14 protein-coding genes are annotated in these 16,713 nt (G+C 65.3%); 9 read left to right on the top strand and 5 right to left on the bottom strand.

The features are described 5' to 3' along the window. Positions 1-97 precede the first annotated feature (97 nt). Both CDV44_RS14695 and CDV44_RS14700 read right to left on the bottom strand, forming a co-directional pair. Positions 98-4,288: a translocation/assembly module TamB domain-containing protein gene (locus tag CDV44_RS14695; RefSeq protein ID WP_170935991.1), complete on the bottom strand. Its 4,191-nt coding sequence runs from the start codon at positions 4,286-4,288 to the stop codon at positions 98-100. Between the two features lie 23 nt (positions 4,289-4,311). Then, a complete protein-coding gene (locus CDV44_RS14700; protein WP_371328768.1) occupies positions 4,312-6,060 on the bottom strand; it encodes an autotransporter assembly complex family protein in 1,749 nt (582 codons plus the stop codon). A 359-nt stretch (positions 6,061-6,419) separates the two neighbouring features. Between CDV44_RS14700 and CDV44_RS14705 the strand changes: the two genes are divergently transcribed. The 4 genes from CDV44_RS14705 (at position 6,420) to panD (ending at position 9,339) form a co-directional block, all read left to right on the top strand. Next, complete coding sequence (locus tag CDV44_RS14705) at positions 6,420-6,602, top strand: DUF3460 family protein (RefSeq protein WP_058375446.1); 183 nt, start codon at positions 6,420-6,422, stop codon at positions 6,600-6,602. A gap of 313 nt (positions 6,603-6,915) precedes the next feature. Next, positions 6,916-7,743, top strand: coding sequence for a ScpA family protein (locus tag CDV44_RS14710; protein ID WP_087688786.1), 828 nt, complete (start codon positions 6,916-6,918; stop codon positions 7,741-7,743). 198 nt (positions 7,744-7,941) lie between these two features. Then, entirely contained in the window at positions 7,942-8,778 is an 837-nt protein-coding gene (panC, locus tag CDV44_RS14715) for a pantoate--beta-alanine ligase (RefSeq protein WP_087688641.1), read from the top strand. 147 nt (positions 8,779-8,925) lie between these two features. Then, positions 8,926-9,339: an aspartate 1-decarboxylase gene (gene panD / locus CDV44_RS14720; protein ID WP_058375448.1), complete on the top strand. Its 414-nt coding sequence runs from the start codon at positions 8,926-8,928 to the stop codon at positions 9,337-9,339. Positions 9,340-9,746: 407 nt separating this feature from the next. Here the strand turns inward: panD and CDV44_RS14725 are convergent, their stop codons facing one another. Both CDV44_RS14725 and CDV44_RS14730 read right to left on the bottom strand, forming a co-directional pair. Beyond that, positions 9,747-10,370, bottom strand: a complete 624-nt coding sequence (locus CDV44_RS14725; RefSeq protein ID WP_087688642.1) for a ParA family protein — start codon at positions 10,368-10,370, stop codon at positions 9,747-9,749. Between the two features lie 101 nt (positions 10,371-10,471). Then, on the bottom strand, positions 10,472-11,983 hold the full coding sequence (locus CDV44_RS14730) for a cobyric acid synthase (RefSeq protein WP_249277550.1): 1,512 nt from the start codon (positions 11,981-11,983) through the stop codon (positions 10,472-10,474). Between the two features lie 40 nt (positions 11,984-12,023). On the opposite strand from CDV44_RS14730, the gene cobU reads away from it, so the two are divergent. The 4 genes from cobU (at position 12,024) to CDV44_RS14750 (ending at position 15,151) form a co-directional block, all read left to right on the top strand. Next, positions 12,024-12,575, top strand: coding sequence for a bifunctional adenosylcobinamide kinase/adenosylcobinamide-phosphate guanylyltransferase (gene cobU, locus CDV44_RS14735; protein ID WP_087688644.1), 552 nt, complete (start codon positions 12,024-12,026; stop codon positions 12,573-12,575). 6 nt (positions 12,576-12,581) lie between these two features. Then, positions 12,582-13,562, top strand: coding sequence for an adenosylcobinamide-phosphate synthase CbiB (gene cbiB, locus CDV44_RS14740; protein WP_087688645.1), 981 nt, complete (start codon positions 12,582-12,584; stop codon positions 13,560-13,562). Next, positions 13,559-14,656, top strand: a complete 1,098-nt coding sequence (gene cobD / locus CDV44_RS14745; protein ID WP_087688646.1) for a threonine-phosphate decarboxylase CobD — start codon at positions 13,559-13,561, stop codon at positions 14,654-14,656. The genes cbiB and cobD overlap by 4 nt, the downstream gene beginning before the upstream one ends. Positions 14,657-14,929: 273 nt before the next feature. Beyond that, positions 14,930-15,151, top strand: a complete 222-nt coding sequence (locus tag CDV44_RS14750) for a hypothetical protein (protein ID WP_058375452.1) — start codon at positions 14,930-14,932, stop codon at positions 15,149-15,151. A 175-nt stretch (positions 15,152-15,326) separates the two neighbouring features. Here CDV44_RS14750 and CDV44_RS27820 read toward each other — a convergent pair whose 3' ends face one another. Continuing rightward, positions 15,327-15,506, bottom strand: coding sequence for a hypothetical protein (locus CDV44_RS27820; RefSeq protein ID WP_140413439.1), 180 nt, complete (start codon positions 15,504-15,506; stop codon positions 15,327-15,329). 251 nt (positions 15,507-15,757) lie between these two features. Here CDV44_RS27820 and CDV44_RS14755 point away from each other — a divergent pair, with 251 nt between their 5' ends. Continuing rightward, positions 15,758-16,711 (top strand): cobalamin-binding protein, encoded by a 954-nt coding sequence (locus tag CDV44_RS14755; RefSeq protein ID WP_087688647.1) that lies wholly within the window; start codon positions 15,758-15,760, stop codon positions 16,709-16,711. Positions 16,712-16,713 lie beyond the last annotated feature (2 nt).

Here is a 16,713-nt window from a genome sequence, read left to right on the forward strand (position 1 = left end):
AATTACGCGACGTCATCATCGATGGCACCTCCCTCTTCTACGTTGCGCCGTGCGCTCACCGCTGCCGCTTTGCTTTGCCTCGGTGCCCACACGGACATCAATCGAAACGGCGGTTGAACAGCACGTCGAAGCCCGACAGCGAACCGGTGCGCAGCGCCAATTGCCAGCGGCGCGACACCTGCCACGTGATCTTCACGATACTCGCCGAGCTCGTCAGTCCTTGCTCGAAACCGAGCGCGAAGTTGTCCGAGATCGCCTTGCCCACCTTCACCACCTGCTCGTCGTCCGACAGGCCCGACTCACTGGTGCCGATGCTGAATTCGTCGATCCCCAGATCCTTGATGATGCGCTTGCCGCCCGTCGCGCCGAGCAGCACCGTTGCTGCACCGGCCATCGCCTGACGCTGCCCCAGACCCGCGCCATCCGGTCCATGGCCGAACATCAGCCACGAGAGCTTTTCTTCGTCCGACACACTCGGCTCCGACACCAGCGACACGCGCGGCTGGCGCACCGTGCCCGTCACCAGCACGCCCGCCGCCACCTCCTGATTGCGGCGCATGGCCTGAATGTAGAGGTCCGGGTTGTCGAGCGGGCCAACGAAGTTGATCTGACCGCGCTCGATGGCGAGCTTGCGGTCAAACGCTTCGTAGGTGCCCTCGGCCACCGTGATCGTGCCCGTGGCACGCATCGGCGCCAGCGGCGCGCTCTGCACGTGCATGCTACCGCGCAACAGCAGATCCGCCCCTGCGCCGACAAAGCGGAAATCGCGGCCCAGATTCAGTTCGATATCGATCCGCGGCGAGAAGCGGCTCGCGGGTTTCGCACTGATGCGCGCGGCCTCTTCCTTCGGATCGAGCGGCTTGCTGCGCGACTGCGCGCCGCCGCGCACGACGAGTACGTCATCCCCCAGCTTCGGCGCACTCGTTGGCGGCAATGCGAAGCGAGCACGATCGACCGTGAACTTGCCGGTCACCGACATCGTGTCGCCACTGCCCACCGCCTTCGCATCGCCCGTAAGCGAGAGCTGGCGATCGGGAGCCGCAAACAGTTGCAGCTTGTCGGCCGCGAGCGTGATGCCCAGCGTCGGCTCGGGCGTGTCGATTCGAATACCGCCCGTGGCGCGTGCCGTACCGCCGCCACCGCCGGTGAAGACCACATCGCGCAGGACGATCTCCGTCGGGGTGAGGCCGATGCGCACGTGGCCATCCTTCACGCTCACACCCGTATCGAACATCTGCACCGACAAGTCGTCGGCGGTCAGTTCCCCCGTTGGACGCGGTTTCGCCACCGTGCCCGCCAGCGTCATCTGTAAGTTAGCGCGGCCCTTGAAGGCAAACTGCGCGCCGGCCAGATTCTCGAACTTCGAAATGTCGGGAATGACCATCGCCACACGGCCGGTGAGCGGCGCGTCGTCCGGCAGACTCGGAATGCCGTCGGCCACACGCAGGCCCGTCTGCACGTCGGCGTCGAGCGTACCGATCAGCGCCGACGCCGCCTTCACCGTCGCGCGGGCCGACTGTCCGGACAAGTCGATGCGCGCACGCATCTCCGAGATGCCCAGTGGCACGCGGGCGCCGATACCGCCCTTCTCGGCGCTCAGCCCCGGAATGCCGGTGATGGTGACCTTCACATCGTCGTTGACGCCCCCACGGCGCAGCGTCACGTCACCGCTGCGGCGCACGATTTCGACGAAACCGTCGGCACGTTGCGCCATGCTCACATTCCATTTGCCATCGAGCACCAGATCGCTGGCCAAGGCCGGTTGCTCGCCGGTGAATGTCGCGACCACGCGCAACACCTGACCGATGTCGAGCGTGTCGATGGTGCCGGCCGTCTTCAGTTGTCCCGCGCCGTAATCGAAGTTCGTCAGCGACAACGCGCCGACGCCCGTGACGAGTTTCGCCGCGCCCAGATGCACGCGCTCGGCGCTCGCTTCGACCTGCCACGGCGAAGCGAGTGTCAGCTTCGGCATGCCCCGGTTTTCCAGCGCCTGAATCGTGCCGCGCCAGCCCGGTTTGCCACGGGTATCGGTCACGGCACCTGCGGCATCGATGTTCAAATCCAGCGGTGCTTCGCGCAACTTGCCTGCGGCCTTCAGATGCAGCGTGTGGGCCCCCCGCGTGCCCGCCAGCGCCACCGACAACTTGTCGAGACGCGCCACGTCGCTCGTGAAGCCATTGCCGTCGAGCGTCACGTTCAGGCGATCGCCCGGTGCGCCGGGCAGCCCGCCGCTCACATCGACCTTACCGGCAAGGTGATCCAGCTTTTGTGCGCCGAACACCAGTTTGTCGGCGGCAAGCGTTGCCACCACCGCCGGACGCTCGATCGTGCCCGATACCTGTCCGTCGAGTTGCAGACGTCCCGCTAATCCGAAGCCGAGCTTGTCGAGCGAGGGCGCGTCGATGTTCACGGCCATCTTGTCGCCTGCGGCACCGAAACTGCCACGCAACGCGACCTTGTTGCCCGCCACGAGCAAGTTGGCATCGCTGGGCAGCAATCGCTTGCCTGCCACCTTCACGGTGCCCGTGCCGCTCATCGGCAGGTCGGCGTAGATGCTGTCCTGTAGCGCGAATTTGAGCGTCACGCCCAACTCGGGCCGCAACACGCCCTGCGCGTCGAACTGGCCGGTAACGCTGGCCGCTGGCGGCTTTGCCGCGCCCTTCTTCGCGTGCGCGGCGTCGTAAAGGTCATACCAGGCCGCCGGATCGAAACGCGTCAGCTTGAGTTGTGCCTGATACGCGCCAGTGTCGCCGTTCTCCAGCACACCGGTGGCCGCTACCTTGCCCTGTCCGGCATCGAGCGAAAGGGTATGAATCGTCGTGCCCTTCGCATCGAGACCGACGTCGGCCAGCACGCGACGCGTCGCATCTCGCCAGTCGAGCACGATGCGCTGCCCGGTGGCGTCGAGCTTGATGTTAAGCGGCCCGGAGAGTTTCGTCGCAGGCAACTTGCCGTAGAGCGCGCGCAGATCGAGGTCCTGCATCGCCAGCGCAAAGCCGCCGACCATGGCCTCGGCAGGTCCATCATCGGCGGCCGCCGTGGTTGCGCTGGCCGCCGATGTCGATGTCGATGCCGGTGCCGATGCCGGTGCGGTGGCGGCAACCTTCTCGCGACGCACGTCACCGCTGCCGGTAAGCAGCGCACGTCCGGCGAGCTTCAGTTCGATGCCCGTGAGTGCCTGACGCGTCGCGTCGAGCAATACCTCGGCACGCAAACTCTCGACCGGCAGCAATTCCGCATCGATCGCGCCGGGCTTTGCATTCGTCACCGAGACCGGCCCCAGCACGCGGAACTCCTTGGCCCCCGGTGCCGGCCGCAGATCGGCGTTCACGGCGAGATCGGCTTGCGGCGCTCCCGCAGAGAAATCGCGCGGGTTCAGGTGATCGAGCGCAATCTGCGCCCGCGACAGCGGCACCGCACCGAACGGCGCCGCCGCAATATGCGCCGTACCGTTGAGCTTCTCGCCAGTCGCGACCAGATCGACGATCAATGCATCGAGCGACCCCGACAGGTCTGCCTTCAACGACACGGGGATATCCCCCGCCTTCGCTTGCAGTCCGATGTTGCCGCCGAGTGCGAACGGGCGTTGTCCGTTCAATTGCAGATTCGCTTCGGCTTCGCCATAAGGCGTGCCGAGGTGTTCGAGTTGCACCGTGTGTTGCGTGCCGTCACTGCGCGCCGCGACACGAATGTCGTCGAGCACGAGCGCCGGTGAGTCGAGCGTGAGTTTCGCCACACGCACGTCGTTCAACGTGAGGCCTAGCCCGAGTGGCAGGCGCAGGCTGGCCGGCATCACCGTCGGTTGGTTCGACGGCGGCGACGGCGCAAACGCCAGCGCCACGTCACCGGCATGCAGCTTGTCGACGGTGAAATGCAGCGGACGCAGCGACAGTTGCCAGCGGCTTTCGAGACGGCTCACCGTGACGCGGGTAGCGCCGTCGATGTACCGCACGTCGTTCACCGTGAAGCCATGCGCGAAGCTGCCGCTACGCCAGTCGCCCGCGAGCTTGCCGCCGAGCGAGGAAACCGCCGTCTGCCAGAGCCAGCGGCTGCCGCGCTCTGAGGACATCGCCCACAGCAGCGCGCCGATGGCCAGCACGACGATCAGCAGCAGCGTGAGCAGCACGCCTGCGAGCCAGCGCCCCCAACGCCTGCGAGGTGGCGGGGACGAAGGCGGCGGATTGGACGACGGCGGCGTTCCCCCCGTGCCGCCAGCCCCCTCGGCGCCCGATGGCGCGGCAGGGGCAAGCGTAGGTTCGCGCTCCGCCGGTGGCTGCGAAGACATCATCGAATTGCGTGGCAAGGTCGTCATCAGAAGGCCACCCCCAGCGAGATCGACGGCCGGAACTGACGATCGTTGACCCCGTAGCCGAGATCGACGTTAACCGGCCCGACTGGGCTGCGCCAGCGCACGCCCAGACCGACGCCGTGATAAAGCGGCGTGGGGTGACGATAGTCGTCGGTGGCCGTGCCCACATCCCAGAAGGCCGCACCGCCCCAATCGCGCGTGAACCAGCGTTGATATTCGAGACTGCCGGTGCCGAGGTATTTCGTTGGGAACGTCGTGCCGTTCTGCTGCCGCCCGAGGCTCTGGTACGTATAACCGCGAACCGACGACGTGCCGCCCGCGAAGAACAGCAGCGACGACGGAATGCGATTGCTGTTGCCGTTGGTGATCACCGCGCCCAGTTCCAGCCGGGCGATCACGATATCGCGCTGACCGACCGGGAAGTACTGGCGAATGCGGCCATAGACACGGCCGAACGTCTGATCCGTGAGCACCGGCTTCGCCGCGAAGCCGATCTGCGTGTTGATGATGTTGCCGGCGCGCGGGAAGATCAGGTCGTCCACGTCGCGCCGCGTCCACGCGAAAGCTGGTACGAGGGCCTTGTTGACGAAGCGCGTGCCGCCATCGGGGCGTTCATCCGTGTGATAGAAGTCCAGCGAATAGGCCCAGTCGTAGCGCTCACGCGAGCGGGCTCGCTTGATGCCGACTTGCAGCGCACGTTGATCCAGACCGTTCAGGTCGGTGCGGTCGTACGAACCGCGCAGGCTGTTCGTGTAGGCGTCCGGGTCCGGGGGCATCGCCAGTTCGGCGTAACCGCCCTGCCGGAATTGTTCGAGACGCGCCTGCGTGTCGAACGTCCACGCGCTGCCGAACACGTTGTAGTACGAGTAGCGGCCATTGACGCTGCCGCCCGTGTCCGTCGTATAGCCCACACCGCTTTGCACGCGTTGCGTGGGGAATTCGTTCACCCTCACCTCGACCGGCGCGTTCTCCGCCTTGGCCGGGTCTTCCGTCACCGAGATGATCACGTTCGAGAAGTACGGCGTCGCCTGAATCTGGCGCTGCAACTCCTGCAACCGGCCCGCGTCGAACGCCTCGCCGACCGAGAGCGGGTTCACATTGCGGATGATCTGCTCCGGGTAGCGGCGCGTGCCGGTGATGATCAGGGGCCCGAGCGTGAACGGCGGGCCGCTGTCATACGTGGCCGCGAGCGATGCAGCATCGTTATCGGCATCGACCACTGCGCGCGAGAACGTCATCTTTGCCGCGTGGTAGCGCTTCTGGCCGAGATTGAACAGCGTGTCGCTCTTCGCCTTGTCCCAGTCGGCCTGCCGGAACGGCGTGTCCACCGGCAGTCCCCAGCCGTTGCGCAGTTGCTCGACGCGTTGCGGGTCTTGTTCGGCGATGGGGCCGGTGAACTTCAGGTCCACGTCCTTGATATGAGTGCGCGGGCCCGAGTCGACCGTGACATGCACATCGCGCTTGCCGTTGATGGTGGCCACGTCCACGTGGGTGACCGGCGAAAAGTAGCCTTCCGTGGACGTGAGTTCCTGAATTTGCTCGCCGACCGTGGCGATCAGATGCTCGAACTGCGCGTCGCCGATGTCGTCTCGGTCCGCGTAACGGACGAGGTCGAGATTCGCGTTCAACAGTTTGGCGAGGCCATTGGGGGCGTCCACGCGAACGCGATAGTCGGCCCGGGCGAGCGTGGGCAGGGCGAGGGCGCAGGCCAGCGCGACGAATACGGCACGCATCCGGCGCATTGGGTGCATCTGGCGCTTGGCGTGCGCGTGGCGCGCGCGCGACCGACGGCGTGCGTCGTAGCCGGGTTTGATCTGTGCGACGGTCAAAACCTTCCTTATTGTCATGGCATCCGCCGCCGATACTTTGGCGTGCGGCATATCGGCCTGTTCGGATGATGCTTATGGGCAGTGCGCATGAAGCGTATTGCCGTATTTGACCATATCCCTGGTGTCACTTCACCCACGAAGCCCAAACCGGTCCAAACCGGTCCGAAGCGACGCGTGGCGACCGGTTTGCGGTAGAATCAGCGTCGTTTGGCACGGCTGCGGCTGTGCCGCTTTGCTGATTGCAGGCTGAATTGCCTGCCTAATTTTTGCGCAGACCGATCATGTACGAGTCCGACATCACCCAATTCATCAACCAGTTGAAGAGCGAGAAGCCGACGCTGGAAGCCGAGCAGCGTCAAGGCCGTTCCCTGCTGTGGGACAAGCAACCGATCGATATGGAAGAGCGCCGTCGCGCCCAGCAATCGCGCGTGGCCCAACAGCCGTACGTCTACCAGAGCGAGTAAGCCTTGCCGGCGGGCTTGATGCGCGGCCATTACAGCCTATTAGCGCCATCGCCCGTCACGCCAAGCGCCTCTCGCCTGCCACCACCAGCCCTATATCGCGTTGAATCACACCACGCCTGACGATCCGTCGCAAACGCCCGAGCCCGTCCCCGAGACCGCGCCGGTGCCTTTGCACGTCGATCCGCCGGTCGATTCCACGGCAGGGGCCGGAGCCGCTGAAGTGGCCCAGGTGGCGAACGCGACCGAGGCGCCCGCCAGTACCGGCGCCCCGCCCAAGGCTGCGAGCGGTGCCGTCGAAGGCAAAGCCTCAGAACTGCCGGCGCCGCCCGAAGGGCGGGACACCACGCCCGACACCGTCGACGGTGTTGCGCGGGCACGTCTGTACGGCGAGCCGTTGTTCGCGATGCCGAACGACCTGTACATCCCGCCCGACGCGCTCGAAATCTTCCTCGAAGCCTTCGAAGGTCCGCTCGACTTGCTGCTGTACCTGATCCGCAAGCAGAACTTCAACGTGCTGGACATTCCGATGGCGCAGGTGACCAAGCAGTACCTGCTCTACGTCGAACAGATCCGCACCACCAACCTGGAGTTGGCGTCGGAGTATCTGCTGATGGCGGCCATGCTCATCGAGATCAAGTCGCGCATGTTGTTGCCGGTCAAGAAGGCCGACACCGGCGAAGAAGCGGAAGATCCGCGCGCCGAACTCGTGCGCCGTCTGCTCGAGTACGAGCAGATGAAGCTGGCTGCGCAGACGCTCGACACCTTGCCGGTGCTGGGCCGCGACTTCCTGCGCTCGCAGGTGTACATCGAGCAGAGTCTGCAACCGCGCTTCCCCGATGTCGATTCCGAGGACTTGCGCGCAGCGTGGGCCGAAGTGCTGCGCCGGGCCAAGCTCGTACAACACCACCGGATTTCGCGCGAAGAGTTGTCCGTTCGCGAGCATATGAGCCAGATTCTGCGGCGTTTGCAGGGTGCGCGGTTCATGGAGTTCAGCGAGTTGTTCGACGTTGGGCGCGGCGTGCCGGTCGTGGTGGTCAACTTCATCGCCATGCTGGAGCTGGCGCGCGAGTCGCTGCTCGAGATCACGCAAGCCGAGCCGTTCGCGCCGATCTACGTGCGCCTCACGTATTCACCGAACTGAGTCGCCGAACTGACTCGCCGAACCGAGTCACCGATGGAGGCCGCGCCGGGCTTGCGGTTTTGCGCACGCCCGTTGAGATTTCCTCTACAATCCCCCGGACATTTTGGCGGCCAGACCCCAATATCGGGCCAAGCGCATGCCAGATCTGGACTAGGGGGAACAGGCCCTAGCCCCACATACGCCACGCACGGAACCTCAATGAAAGTCATCCCCTCGATTCACGAACTGCGCGATCAACTGCGCGGACAGAATCGCGTTGCCTTCGTGCCCACGATGGGCAATCTCCATGAAGGGCATTTGTCGCTGATGCGACTGGCGCGCCAGCACGGCGACCCGGTCGTGGCCAGCATCTTCGTCAATCGACTGCAATTCGGGCCGAACGAAGACTTCGACAAATACCCGCGCACGATGATGGATGACGTCGAGAAGCTCACGCGCGAGAACGTCTACGTGCTCTTCTCGCCCGACGAGAAGGAGATGTATCCCGAGCCGCAGGAGTATCGCGTCGAGCCGCCGACCGATCTGGGCGACATTCTCGAAGGCGAGTTCCGCCCGGGGTTCTTCAAGGGCGTGTGCACCGTCGTCACCAAGTTGTTCTCCTGCGTGCAGCCGCGCGTGGCCGTGTTCGGCAAGAAGGATTACCAGCAACTGATGATCGTGCGCAGCATGTGCCGACAGTTCGCACTGCCGATCGAAATCATTGCTGCCGAGACCGTGCGCGCCGACGACGGCCTCGCGCTGTCCTCGCGCAATCGTTACCTGTCGGAGACCGAGCGCGCAGAAGCGCCGCAGCTGTACCGTCTGCTGGGCCAGATTCGCGACGACGTCAACAGCGGCAAGACCGATTACGAGGCGCTCGAAGCCGCTGCCATGCAGACCTTGCGTGAGCGCGGCTGGGCACCGGATTACGTGTCCATTCGCCAGCGTGCCAATTTGCGGGCACCGGCCCCGGGCACCGCACCGGCCGAGAGTCTCGTCGTGTTGGCTGCTGCGAAGCTGGGCGCGACGCGTCTGATCGACAATCTGGAAATCTGAATCCGAGTGCCGGCAGCGTCTGGCGTCTGACTGCGCGGTGTCGCAGGATGGGCGAGAGGCGAGGCTGGCAGATATCGTGCGCGTGTCGGATGCGCGTGCTTAATTCGTCGCGCGGAGTGCGCGACATTGCAACACAAGAGGCAAGCCATGTACCGCACCATGCTCAAGTCGAAGATCCACCGCGCCACCGTGACGCATTGCGAATTGCATTACGAGGGCTCGTGCGCCATCGACGAGAACCTGCTTGAAGCGTCGGGTCTGGTCGAGAATGAGCAGATCGACATCTTCAACGTCAACAACGGCGAGCGTTTCACGACGTATGCCATTCGTGGCGAGCGCGGCAGCGGCATGATTTCGTTGAATGGTGCCGCGGCCCGCCGTGCGCAGTTGGGCGACATCGTGATCATCGTGTCGTATGCGCAGGTCGACAACAAGGATGTGCTGGCGGGCTTCAAGCCGCAGCTCGTGTTTGTTGACGAGAAGAACGTGCAGAAGGGCGAGCGCGATCACGTACCGCTGCAAGCGTGGGAAGAAACCCGCGCCTTCGACGCAGCAAAATAAGCAAAAAGTAAGAAAGAAGAACGCGCAGCACAAAAAAACCGGCCGAAATGGCCGGTTTTTCGTTTCAAGAAGAGAACCCCAAAATGACGCCGACAGCAAGCGCGGTTGCAACGGACAGCGAGCGTTGAAACGAGTCGACGGCGCGTCCGACCGTTTGCAGATGCGAAGTGACGCAAATGGTTGGGCGTGTCGGCGACCGACCGCGTGAGTGGGCGCACGGGGCATGGGGAGGAACAGGGGGAAGTGAGCGCAGGGGTGGGTTGCAACGGACAGGGGGAGGATGACGAGCCGCCGGTGCGCTGCCCGTTTTCCAAAGCGAATGACGTGGAGCGACGAAAACGGGTGGCGTGCCGGCGGCCGACCGAGAGACTAGGCGGTGGGGAGAGCACGCGCAGCCCTACCCAGCCTTATTCCCCTACAAACTTAACGATCCCCTGCCACTGCGGCAGATCGCGTTCAACACGGCTGGGAGCCACATCCCACAGCGTGAGCCCGTGCGCGGCGAGTTGCACGTAGTTCTGTGTGTCGCGCAGCATGCCGAGCACTGGCAAGCCGGCTTCGTCGCAATAGCGGGCGAGTTGATCGGCGGCGCGGGTACGGGCATCGACGCGCATGCCGACCACGCCGATACGCACGTCGCCCTGACGGACCGCCTTCTCCTCTTGAAGCTTTTGCAGGAAGTCGCGCGTCGCGAGGATATCGAAAATCGACGGCTGCAATGGCACCAGCACGTGATTGGCGAGTTTGAGCACCGTCTCCAGCCGTTTGCCGTGCAGACCGGCGGGGGTGTCGAGCACCGCGTGCGTCGTGCCCTTGGGCGGACGGGCGATCTCACTATGATCCACATCCCAAGTCGCAATGGGCCGTAGCGCTGGCGGACGCAGCCCCAGCCAGGCCCGGGAGGACTGCTGGCGGTCAGTGTCGCCCAGCATCACCGCGTGCCCTTGAGCGGCCAGATAGCCCGCCAGATTCGTTGCCAGCGTGCTCTTGCCCACGCCGCCTTTCGGATTCGCCACCACGATCACCGGCATTACGCACTCCCCGAGGTCGATTTTCCGCACATCTTACAACGGCTGCGTGACGGCTTCCGGCGGCAACCGGCGGCACGTCTCGGGCACTGAGCCCGCCAGCCTCACCGCAGACAGCCCCACACACGCGACAAATCCAGATGCGCAGCGAACGAATCGGCGAGGCGGTCCAGCGAAGCCTCGCGCAGCGCGTTGTAGTCCTGCGCTTCGATATCGCGTGCACCGGCCCATGTCAGCAGCGCTTGCAGGGCTTCCGGCGTATCGAACAGGCCGTGCAGATACGTGCCCATGACCTGATCGTCCTCAGAGCGGGCCCCGTCGGGCACGTCGCCGCCCTCGCCTGCCAGCAGCGCTGCCGGACGCGCCAGCGCCGCCCCGCGCGTCACGCCCATGTGGATCTCGTAGCCACGCACCGGTGCATCGCCCGCGCTTAGACGCCCGCTGACCACGCGCAACTGCTTCTGCGCCTCCATCGTTGTCTCGATCTCCAGCCAGCCGAGGCCCGCCGTCGTACCGGCGTCGCCTTCCAAACCGTCCGGATCGTGAATCGCCGTCCCGAGCATCTGCAAGCCGCCGCAAATGCCGAGCACTTTGCCGCCGTAGCGCAGGTGGCGCGCAATGGCCGGTTCCCAGCCTTGCGCCCGCAGCCACGCCAAGTCGGCACGCACGTGTTTGCTGCCGGGAAGAATCACGAGATCCGAGGCCGGCCACGGCTCCCCCGCGCTTACGTAGCGGAAGTCCACCTGCGGATGCGCCCGCAATGCGTCGAAATCCGTGTGATTGCTGATACGCGGCAGTGCAGGCACCGTCACCCGCAATCGCGTCTCGCCGCTGGCCGCCGTGTGACGCTCGCCGGGGAGCATGTCCTCGCCATCGAGATGCAGCCCGTGCAGATACGGCAACACCCCCAGCACCGGAATCCCCGTGCGCGCCTCCACCCATTCCAGCCCGCTCGTGAGCAACGACGGATCGCCGCGAAAGCGATTGATGACGAACCCCTTGATGCGCGCGCGCTCGCTGTCCGACAAACACGCCAGCGTGCCGACCAACTGCGCGAAGACCCCGCCACGGTCGATGTCCGCCACGAGCAACACCGGCGCATCGACGGCTTCGGCAAAACCCATGTTCGCGATATCGCGCGCCCGCAGATTCACTTCGGCCGGACTGCCCGCCCCTTCCACGATCACCGCGTCGTAGCCCGTGCGTAGCCGCTCATAGGCGGCCAGCACGGCCGCCATCGCACGTGGTTTGTATTCCTGATAGGCCCGCGCGTCGAGATCGGCCACCACCTTGCCGCCGATGATCACCTGAGCGCCACGGTCGCTGCTCGGCTTGAGCAGTACCGGGTTGAAGTCCGTGTGCGGCGCAATACCCGCCGCTTGCGCCTGCAACGCCTGCGCGCGTCCGATTTCACCGCCGTCGGCCGTCACGGCGCTATTGAGCGCCATGTTCTGCGGCTTGAACGGCGCAACGCGCACGCCCTCGCGATAAAGCAGCCGGCAGAGCCCGGCCACCACCGTGCTCTTGCCCGCGTCGGAGGACGTGCCCTGAATCATCAAGGTGCCACGGAGGCGTCGCGAGGACGTTGCGCTGGAATTGGCAGGGATTTCACTCATGGTGCGGATTATCGCATCGGGCGCTCGTACAATATCGCCCATGAGTGCCCACGACCTGACTTTCGTGCTGGGTGGCGCGCGCTCCGGCAAGAGTGCGTTCGCCGAACGCCTCGCCTCGGAGAGCGGCCTGCCAGTCAGCTATCTCGCCACCGCTGCGGTGAGCGACGAACCCGAGATGCGCGCCCGCATCGCGCACCACCGGGCCAGCCGGCCAGCGCACTGGCCCACCGTGGAAGTCGGCCGCGATCTCGCCGGTGCCGTGCTGGAAACTGCCCGCGAAGGACACTGCCTGCTCATCGACTGCCTGCCGCTGTGGCTGGCCGGGTGGCTCTGTCCGCCTGACGACGGTCCTGACGCACCAGCAGACGATACGCAATGGCATGACGTTGTCGGCCAACTGACGCACGCGCTCTCGACCGCCCCCGGCAAACTCATCGTCGTGAGCAACGAGATCGGACTCGGCGTGATCCCGATGGGCTCGCTCACGCGACGCTATGTCGATGAACTCGGCCGTCTCAACCAGCGCGTTGCTGCGCTGGCACCGCAAGTGCGATTTGTCGTCGCCGGCCTGCCCATGGCCGTCAAAGGATGATGGCGGATGCTCACCGGACTCGCCCCTGAATCTCTCTGGCTCGCCGGCCTCATCGGCGTGCTGCTCGACGCGTGGCTCGGTGAGCCGAAGCGCTGGCATCCGCTCGTCGGCTTCGGCTTCATCGCCAACGGCGTGGAAGCGTGGCTGAACTCGCCCGACATCCGCGACAAGCCCTTCACCGCGATGGTGCGCGGCACGTGGGCGTGGGCGCTCATGTTGCTCGTGCCCGTCCTCATCACGTGGGCACTGACCTTTCTGCCCGGCTGGGGCGGCATCCTCTGGCAGGCACTAGCCCTGTACGCGGCGCTCGGTGCACGCAGCCTGCGCGAACACGTCATGCCCATTGCCCGCGCGCTGCAAGACGGCGACCTCACGCGAGCGCGTGAGCTGACCGCACGCATCGTGTCGCGCGATACCGAAGACGCGAGTGCGTCCGACATCGCACGCGCCGCCGTCGAATCGACGCTCGAGAACGGTAACGACGCCATCTTCGGCGCCCTCTTCTGGTTTGCCATTGCCGGAGCGCCCGGCGTCGTGCTGTTTCGCCTCGCCAACACGCTCGACGCCATGTGGGGCTACCGCACCGAACAATTCCTGTATTTCGGCCGCCCCGCGGCCCGCATCGACGATCTGCTCAACTGGATTCCGGCACGTCTCACGGCGGCGAGTTACGCCATCTTCGGCGACGTCGCCCGCGCCATCGACTGCTGGCGCACACAGGCGAGCGCATGGTCGAGCCCCAATGCCGGGCCCGTCATGGCCGCCGGCGCCGGCAGTCTCGGCGTGCAACTGGGCGGCCCCGCCCGCTATCACGGCGAGTGGGAAACCCGCCCGCCGCTGGGATGCGGCACGGAACCGTCCGCACAACACATCAAGGCCGCGTGGCGGCTCATTTCACGTTCCATGTGGATGTGGCTCGTGGTGAGCGGTGCGCTCGCGCTCTTTGCTGCATCGCAGGCCGACGCCGCCACCGTGGGGGTGTTGTGAGCGTTTCAGCAACACCGGTAACCGCTGCCGCCGCACCACCTGCACCACGCCATGGCGGCAATCTGGGCGAAGCCATTGCCCGCTACGGACGCGCACGCGAAGACTGGCTCGACCTGTCGACCGGCATCAATCCGCAGGGCTATCCCGTGCCGATGCCGCCGCCCGAGGCGTGGCGCGACCTGCCCGACGCCTTCGACGATCTGACCGACATTGCCGCCAACTACTACGGCGTGCCGGTGAACACGATCGTGCCCTGCGCCGGGTCGCAGGCGGTCATCCGGGCGATACCGACGCTGTTGCGCCCGGGGCGCGTGGCGGTGGCCTCGCTGACCTACAGCGAATATGCCCCCGCCTTCGCGCGCGCCGGCCATACGCTCGTGCCATGGACGGGTCCGGAGGCCGGACTCCCGGATGTCGACTATCTCGTCTGGGTAAATCCCGATAATCCGACGACGCGGCACGTCTCGCGCGAAACCTTGTCATCATGGCAAGCTTCACTCGCGAACCGTGGCGGGATGCTGATCGTCGATGAAGCGTTCGCGGATGCGTCACCTGCGGCGTCGATCACCTCGCAGGTCGGGCAGGACGGTCTCGTCGTGTTGCGCTCCGTTGGCAAATTCTTCGGACTGGCGGGGATTCGGGCGGGGTTTGCCCTGTGCCCGCCGACGTTGGGTGCGTCACTGGCGCAGACTCTCGGGGCATGGACGGTCAGCGGCCCTGCGCGTTTTGCGGTGCGCACCGCGTTGCGTGACACCGCGTGGCAAATTGCCGCACGTGAGCGCTTGCAGCACGACGGCGAGCGGCTTCTCGCGCTGTTACGCCGCCATGGCTGGCCAGCGCTGGGCACACCGCTGTTCGCATGGGCCCCGCATCCACTGGCCCCCGTCTGGCACGAAACGCTGGCCGCGCAAGGCGTCTGGACACGTCTGTTCGACGCTCGGCCCGTAGCCATACCGGCAGCAATATCACCGGCAGGCGCAGCCGTCACAACGGCCGCCATTCAGTCGCTGCCCAGCCTCCGATTGGGTCTTCCTGCGGACGAATCCGGCTGGCAGCGCCTCGCCGACGGGCTGGCCGACGCACCGGTGTCCTGAATTTTTCGGGAACTGCCGTGCCCGGCGGGTATCAAATTTCCCCGTTATGCTTCTGAACGGACGTGCCCTGCCCGTTCAACCGACGGCGCACGGCCTCACGGGCACCCTCAGTGCCATCGGCGCCTTACGCCGTATTAAACGACGTGCGTTTGCCGCCGTTTTCGTTACAAATTGAAGCATTTCTGCAACAAATGCACACAGCCTTCGCCTCAGGGCGCCGTTAGACTGAGGGTTCTTTCGCAAGGGCTTTCCCTATATCAAAAGGACGACCAAATGAAAAAACTTCCGCTGTTGCTCGCTACGCTCGTGACCGCCACCGTCGTGATGGTGGGTTGCTCGAAGAAGGACGATCAAACCGCCGCGCCGGCTGCCGACACGTCGGCATCGGCACCGGCTGCTGCCCCGGCAGATAGCGCCCCGGCCAGCGATGCAGGCGCCGCCATGGCACCGGCTTCGGATGCAGGCGCTGCCGCCCCGGCTCCGGCTTCCAACTAACGCTGCACGGCGCTGCCGCGGGCTTCGATCGGGCATCCGGTCGATCCTGCGGTGCGCTGAAACGACTACGCCCCCTGAACTCGTCTGAGCTCAGGGGGCGTAGTCGTTTACATCGTTATGTCGTTACGGTGCCATGTCGCCATGTCGCTATGTCGCCGGGTCGCGACGATCCGGCTTACTTGACGATGGTCACACCGCCATCGATGACACCGTAGGCTTCCACCTTGCCCGTGCCGCTGCCGCTGCGGGCCGACGAACTCGAATCGCCCGTGCCGCTACCGGTATTGGCGCAAGCGCCGAGCATGACCGTCAGCGCCACCATCAGCGCACTCAATATCCCGAAATTTCGTTTCACGTCTTCTGACTCCTTGGCTCGCCCCGGCGTAGATGCCCGGGCAGGTTACGCATCGTTCGACCGCAACCCGGTGACGTCAGTTCGCCACGGGGGCATCTTACTCTGCCTCTCGTCACGCTGACGCCCCTGCGCCGCGCCGCCTTGCAGCGTCGCGGCAACACGTCGACAATGGCGGGGCTTTGTCGTCCTCGCGGTCGACGCACCACTCCGCTCTGCGCCCCATTAACCCTTTCTGCCTCGCACGCCGGTCAATGTCGCTCACTCTTCAGGCTGTCTCCCGTCACCGCGCACGCCATGTCGTCGCTGTTTTTACGACTGTGCTTTCGGTGTTCTGCTTCACCGCGGGCGCGCATGCCGCGATCTCCGTGAAGGACGACACTGGTGCCACCGTCACGCTGGCGGCCCCTGCACAGCGCATCGTGAGTCTGGCACCGCACGCGACCGAACTGCTATTCGCCGCCGGTGCAGGCGACCGCGTAGTCGGTGCCGTGGCCTACTCCGATTACCCCGAAGCGGCCAAACGCATCACCCGCGTGGGTGACAACAGCGCCCTCGATCTCGAACGCATTCTCGCGCTCAAACCGGACCTGCTGGTGGTGTGGATGCATGGCAATTCGCAGCGGCAAGTCGAAGCGCTGCGTCAGTTGAAGTTGCCCGTGTTCTATTCGGAACCCAAGCATTTGACCGACCTGCCCGATGCCATCGAGCGTCTGGGAGCGCTCACCGGCACCCCCGCTAAAGCGCAGGCGGCCGCCAACGCGTTCCGGGCACGTTACGAAGCGCTGCGCACGCAATATTCGTCGCGCGCGCCGGTGTCAGTGTTCTATCAAGTGTGGACGCAGCCGCTGATGACGCTCAACGGCACGCATATGGTGAGCGACGTGATCCGCCTTTGCGGCGGCGTCAATATTTTCGCCGACGAGCCCGCGCTGGTGCCGCGCGTGTCGATCGAGGCCGTGCTCGCCAAACGGCCGGAAGCGATGTTCACGGCCACGCCCGGCGCGACAAAGTCAGACAAGCCGCTCGCCACGCTCGATAGCTGGCGCAAGTGGACACAATTGCCTGCCGTGGCGAACAACAATCTCTTCGGCATCGACGGCGATCTGATCAACCGCCCCGGCCCGCGCATTCTCGACGGTGCACGCACGATGTGCGAAGACCTCGATATCGCGCGTCAGCGGCGTACGCAGGCGCACGCGCAGTAATC

This window comes from Pandoraea sp. PE-S2R-1 (assembly GCF_002179865.1).
Lineage (GTDB): Bacteria > Pseudomonadota > Gammaproteobacteria > Burkholderiales > Burkholderiaceae > Pandoraea.

Coding starts and splice junctions, on each gene's coding strand:
- CDV44_RS14695 (WP_170935991.1), bottom strand. CDS start 4,288: ATGATGTCTTCGCAGCCACCGGCGGAGCGCGAACCTACGCTTGCCCCT.
- CDV44_RS14700 (WP_371328768.1), bottom strand. CDS start 6,060: ATGCACCCAATGCGCCGGATGCGTGCCGTATTCGTCGCGCTGGCCTGC.
- CDV44_RS14705 (WP_058375446.1), top strand. CDS start 6,420: ATGTACGAGTCCGACATCACCCAATTCATCAACCAGTTGAAGAGCGAG.
- panC (WP_087688641.1), top strand. CDS start 7,942: ATGAAAGTCATCCCCTCGATTCACGAACTGCGCGATCAACTGCGCGGA.
- panD (WP_058375448.1), top strand. CDS start 8,926: ATGTACCGCACCATGCTCAAGTCGAAGATCCACCGCGCCACCGTGACG.
- CDV44_RS14725 (WP_087688642.1), bottom strand. CDS start 10,370: ATGCCGGTGATCGTGGTGGCGAATCCGAAAGGCGGCGTGGGCAAGAGC.
- CDV44_RS14730 (WP_249277550.1), bottom strand. CDS start 11,983: ATGAGTGAAATCCCTGCCAATTCCAGCGCAACGTCCTCGCGACGCCTC.
- cobU (WP_087688644.1), top strand. CDS start 12,024: ATGAGTGCCCACGACCTGACTTTCGTGCTGGGTGGCGCGCGCTCCGGC.
- cbiB (WP_087688645.1), top strand. CDS start 12,582: ATGCTCACCGGACTCGCCCCTGAATCTCTCTGGCTCGCCGGCCTCATC.
- CDV44_RS14750 (WP_058375452.1), top strand. CDS start 14,930: ATGAAAAAACTTCCGCTGTTGCTCGCTACGCTCGTGACCGCCACCGTC.
- CDV44_RS14755 (WP_087688647.1), top strand. CDS start 15,758: ATGTCGCTCACTCTTCAGGCTGTCTCCCGTCACCGCGCACGCCATGTC.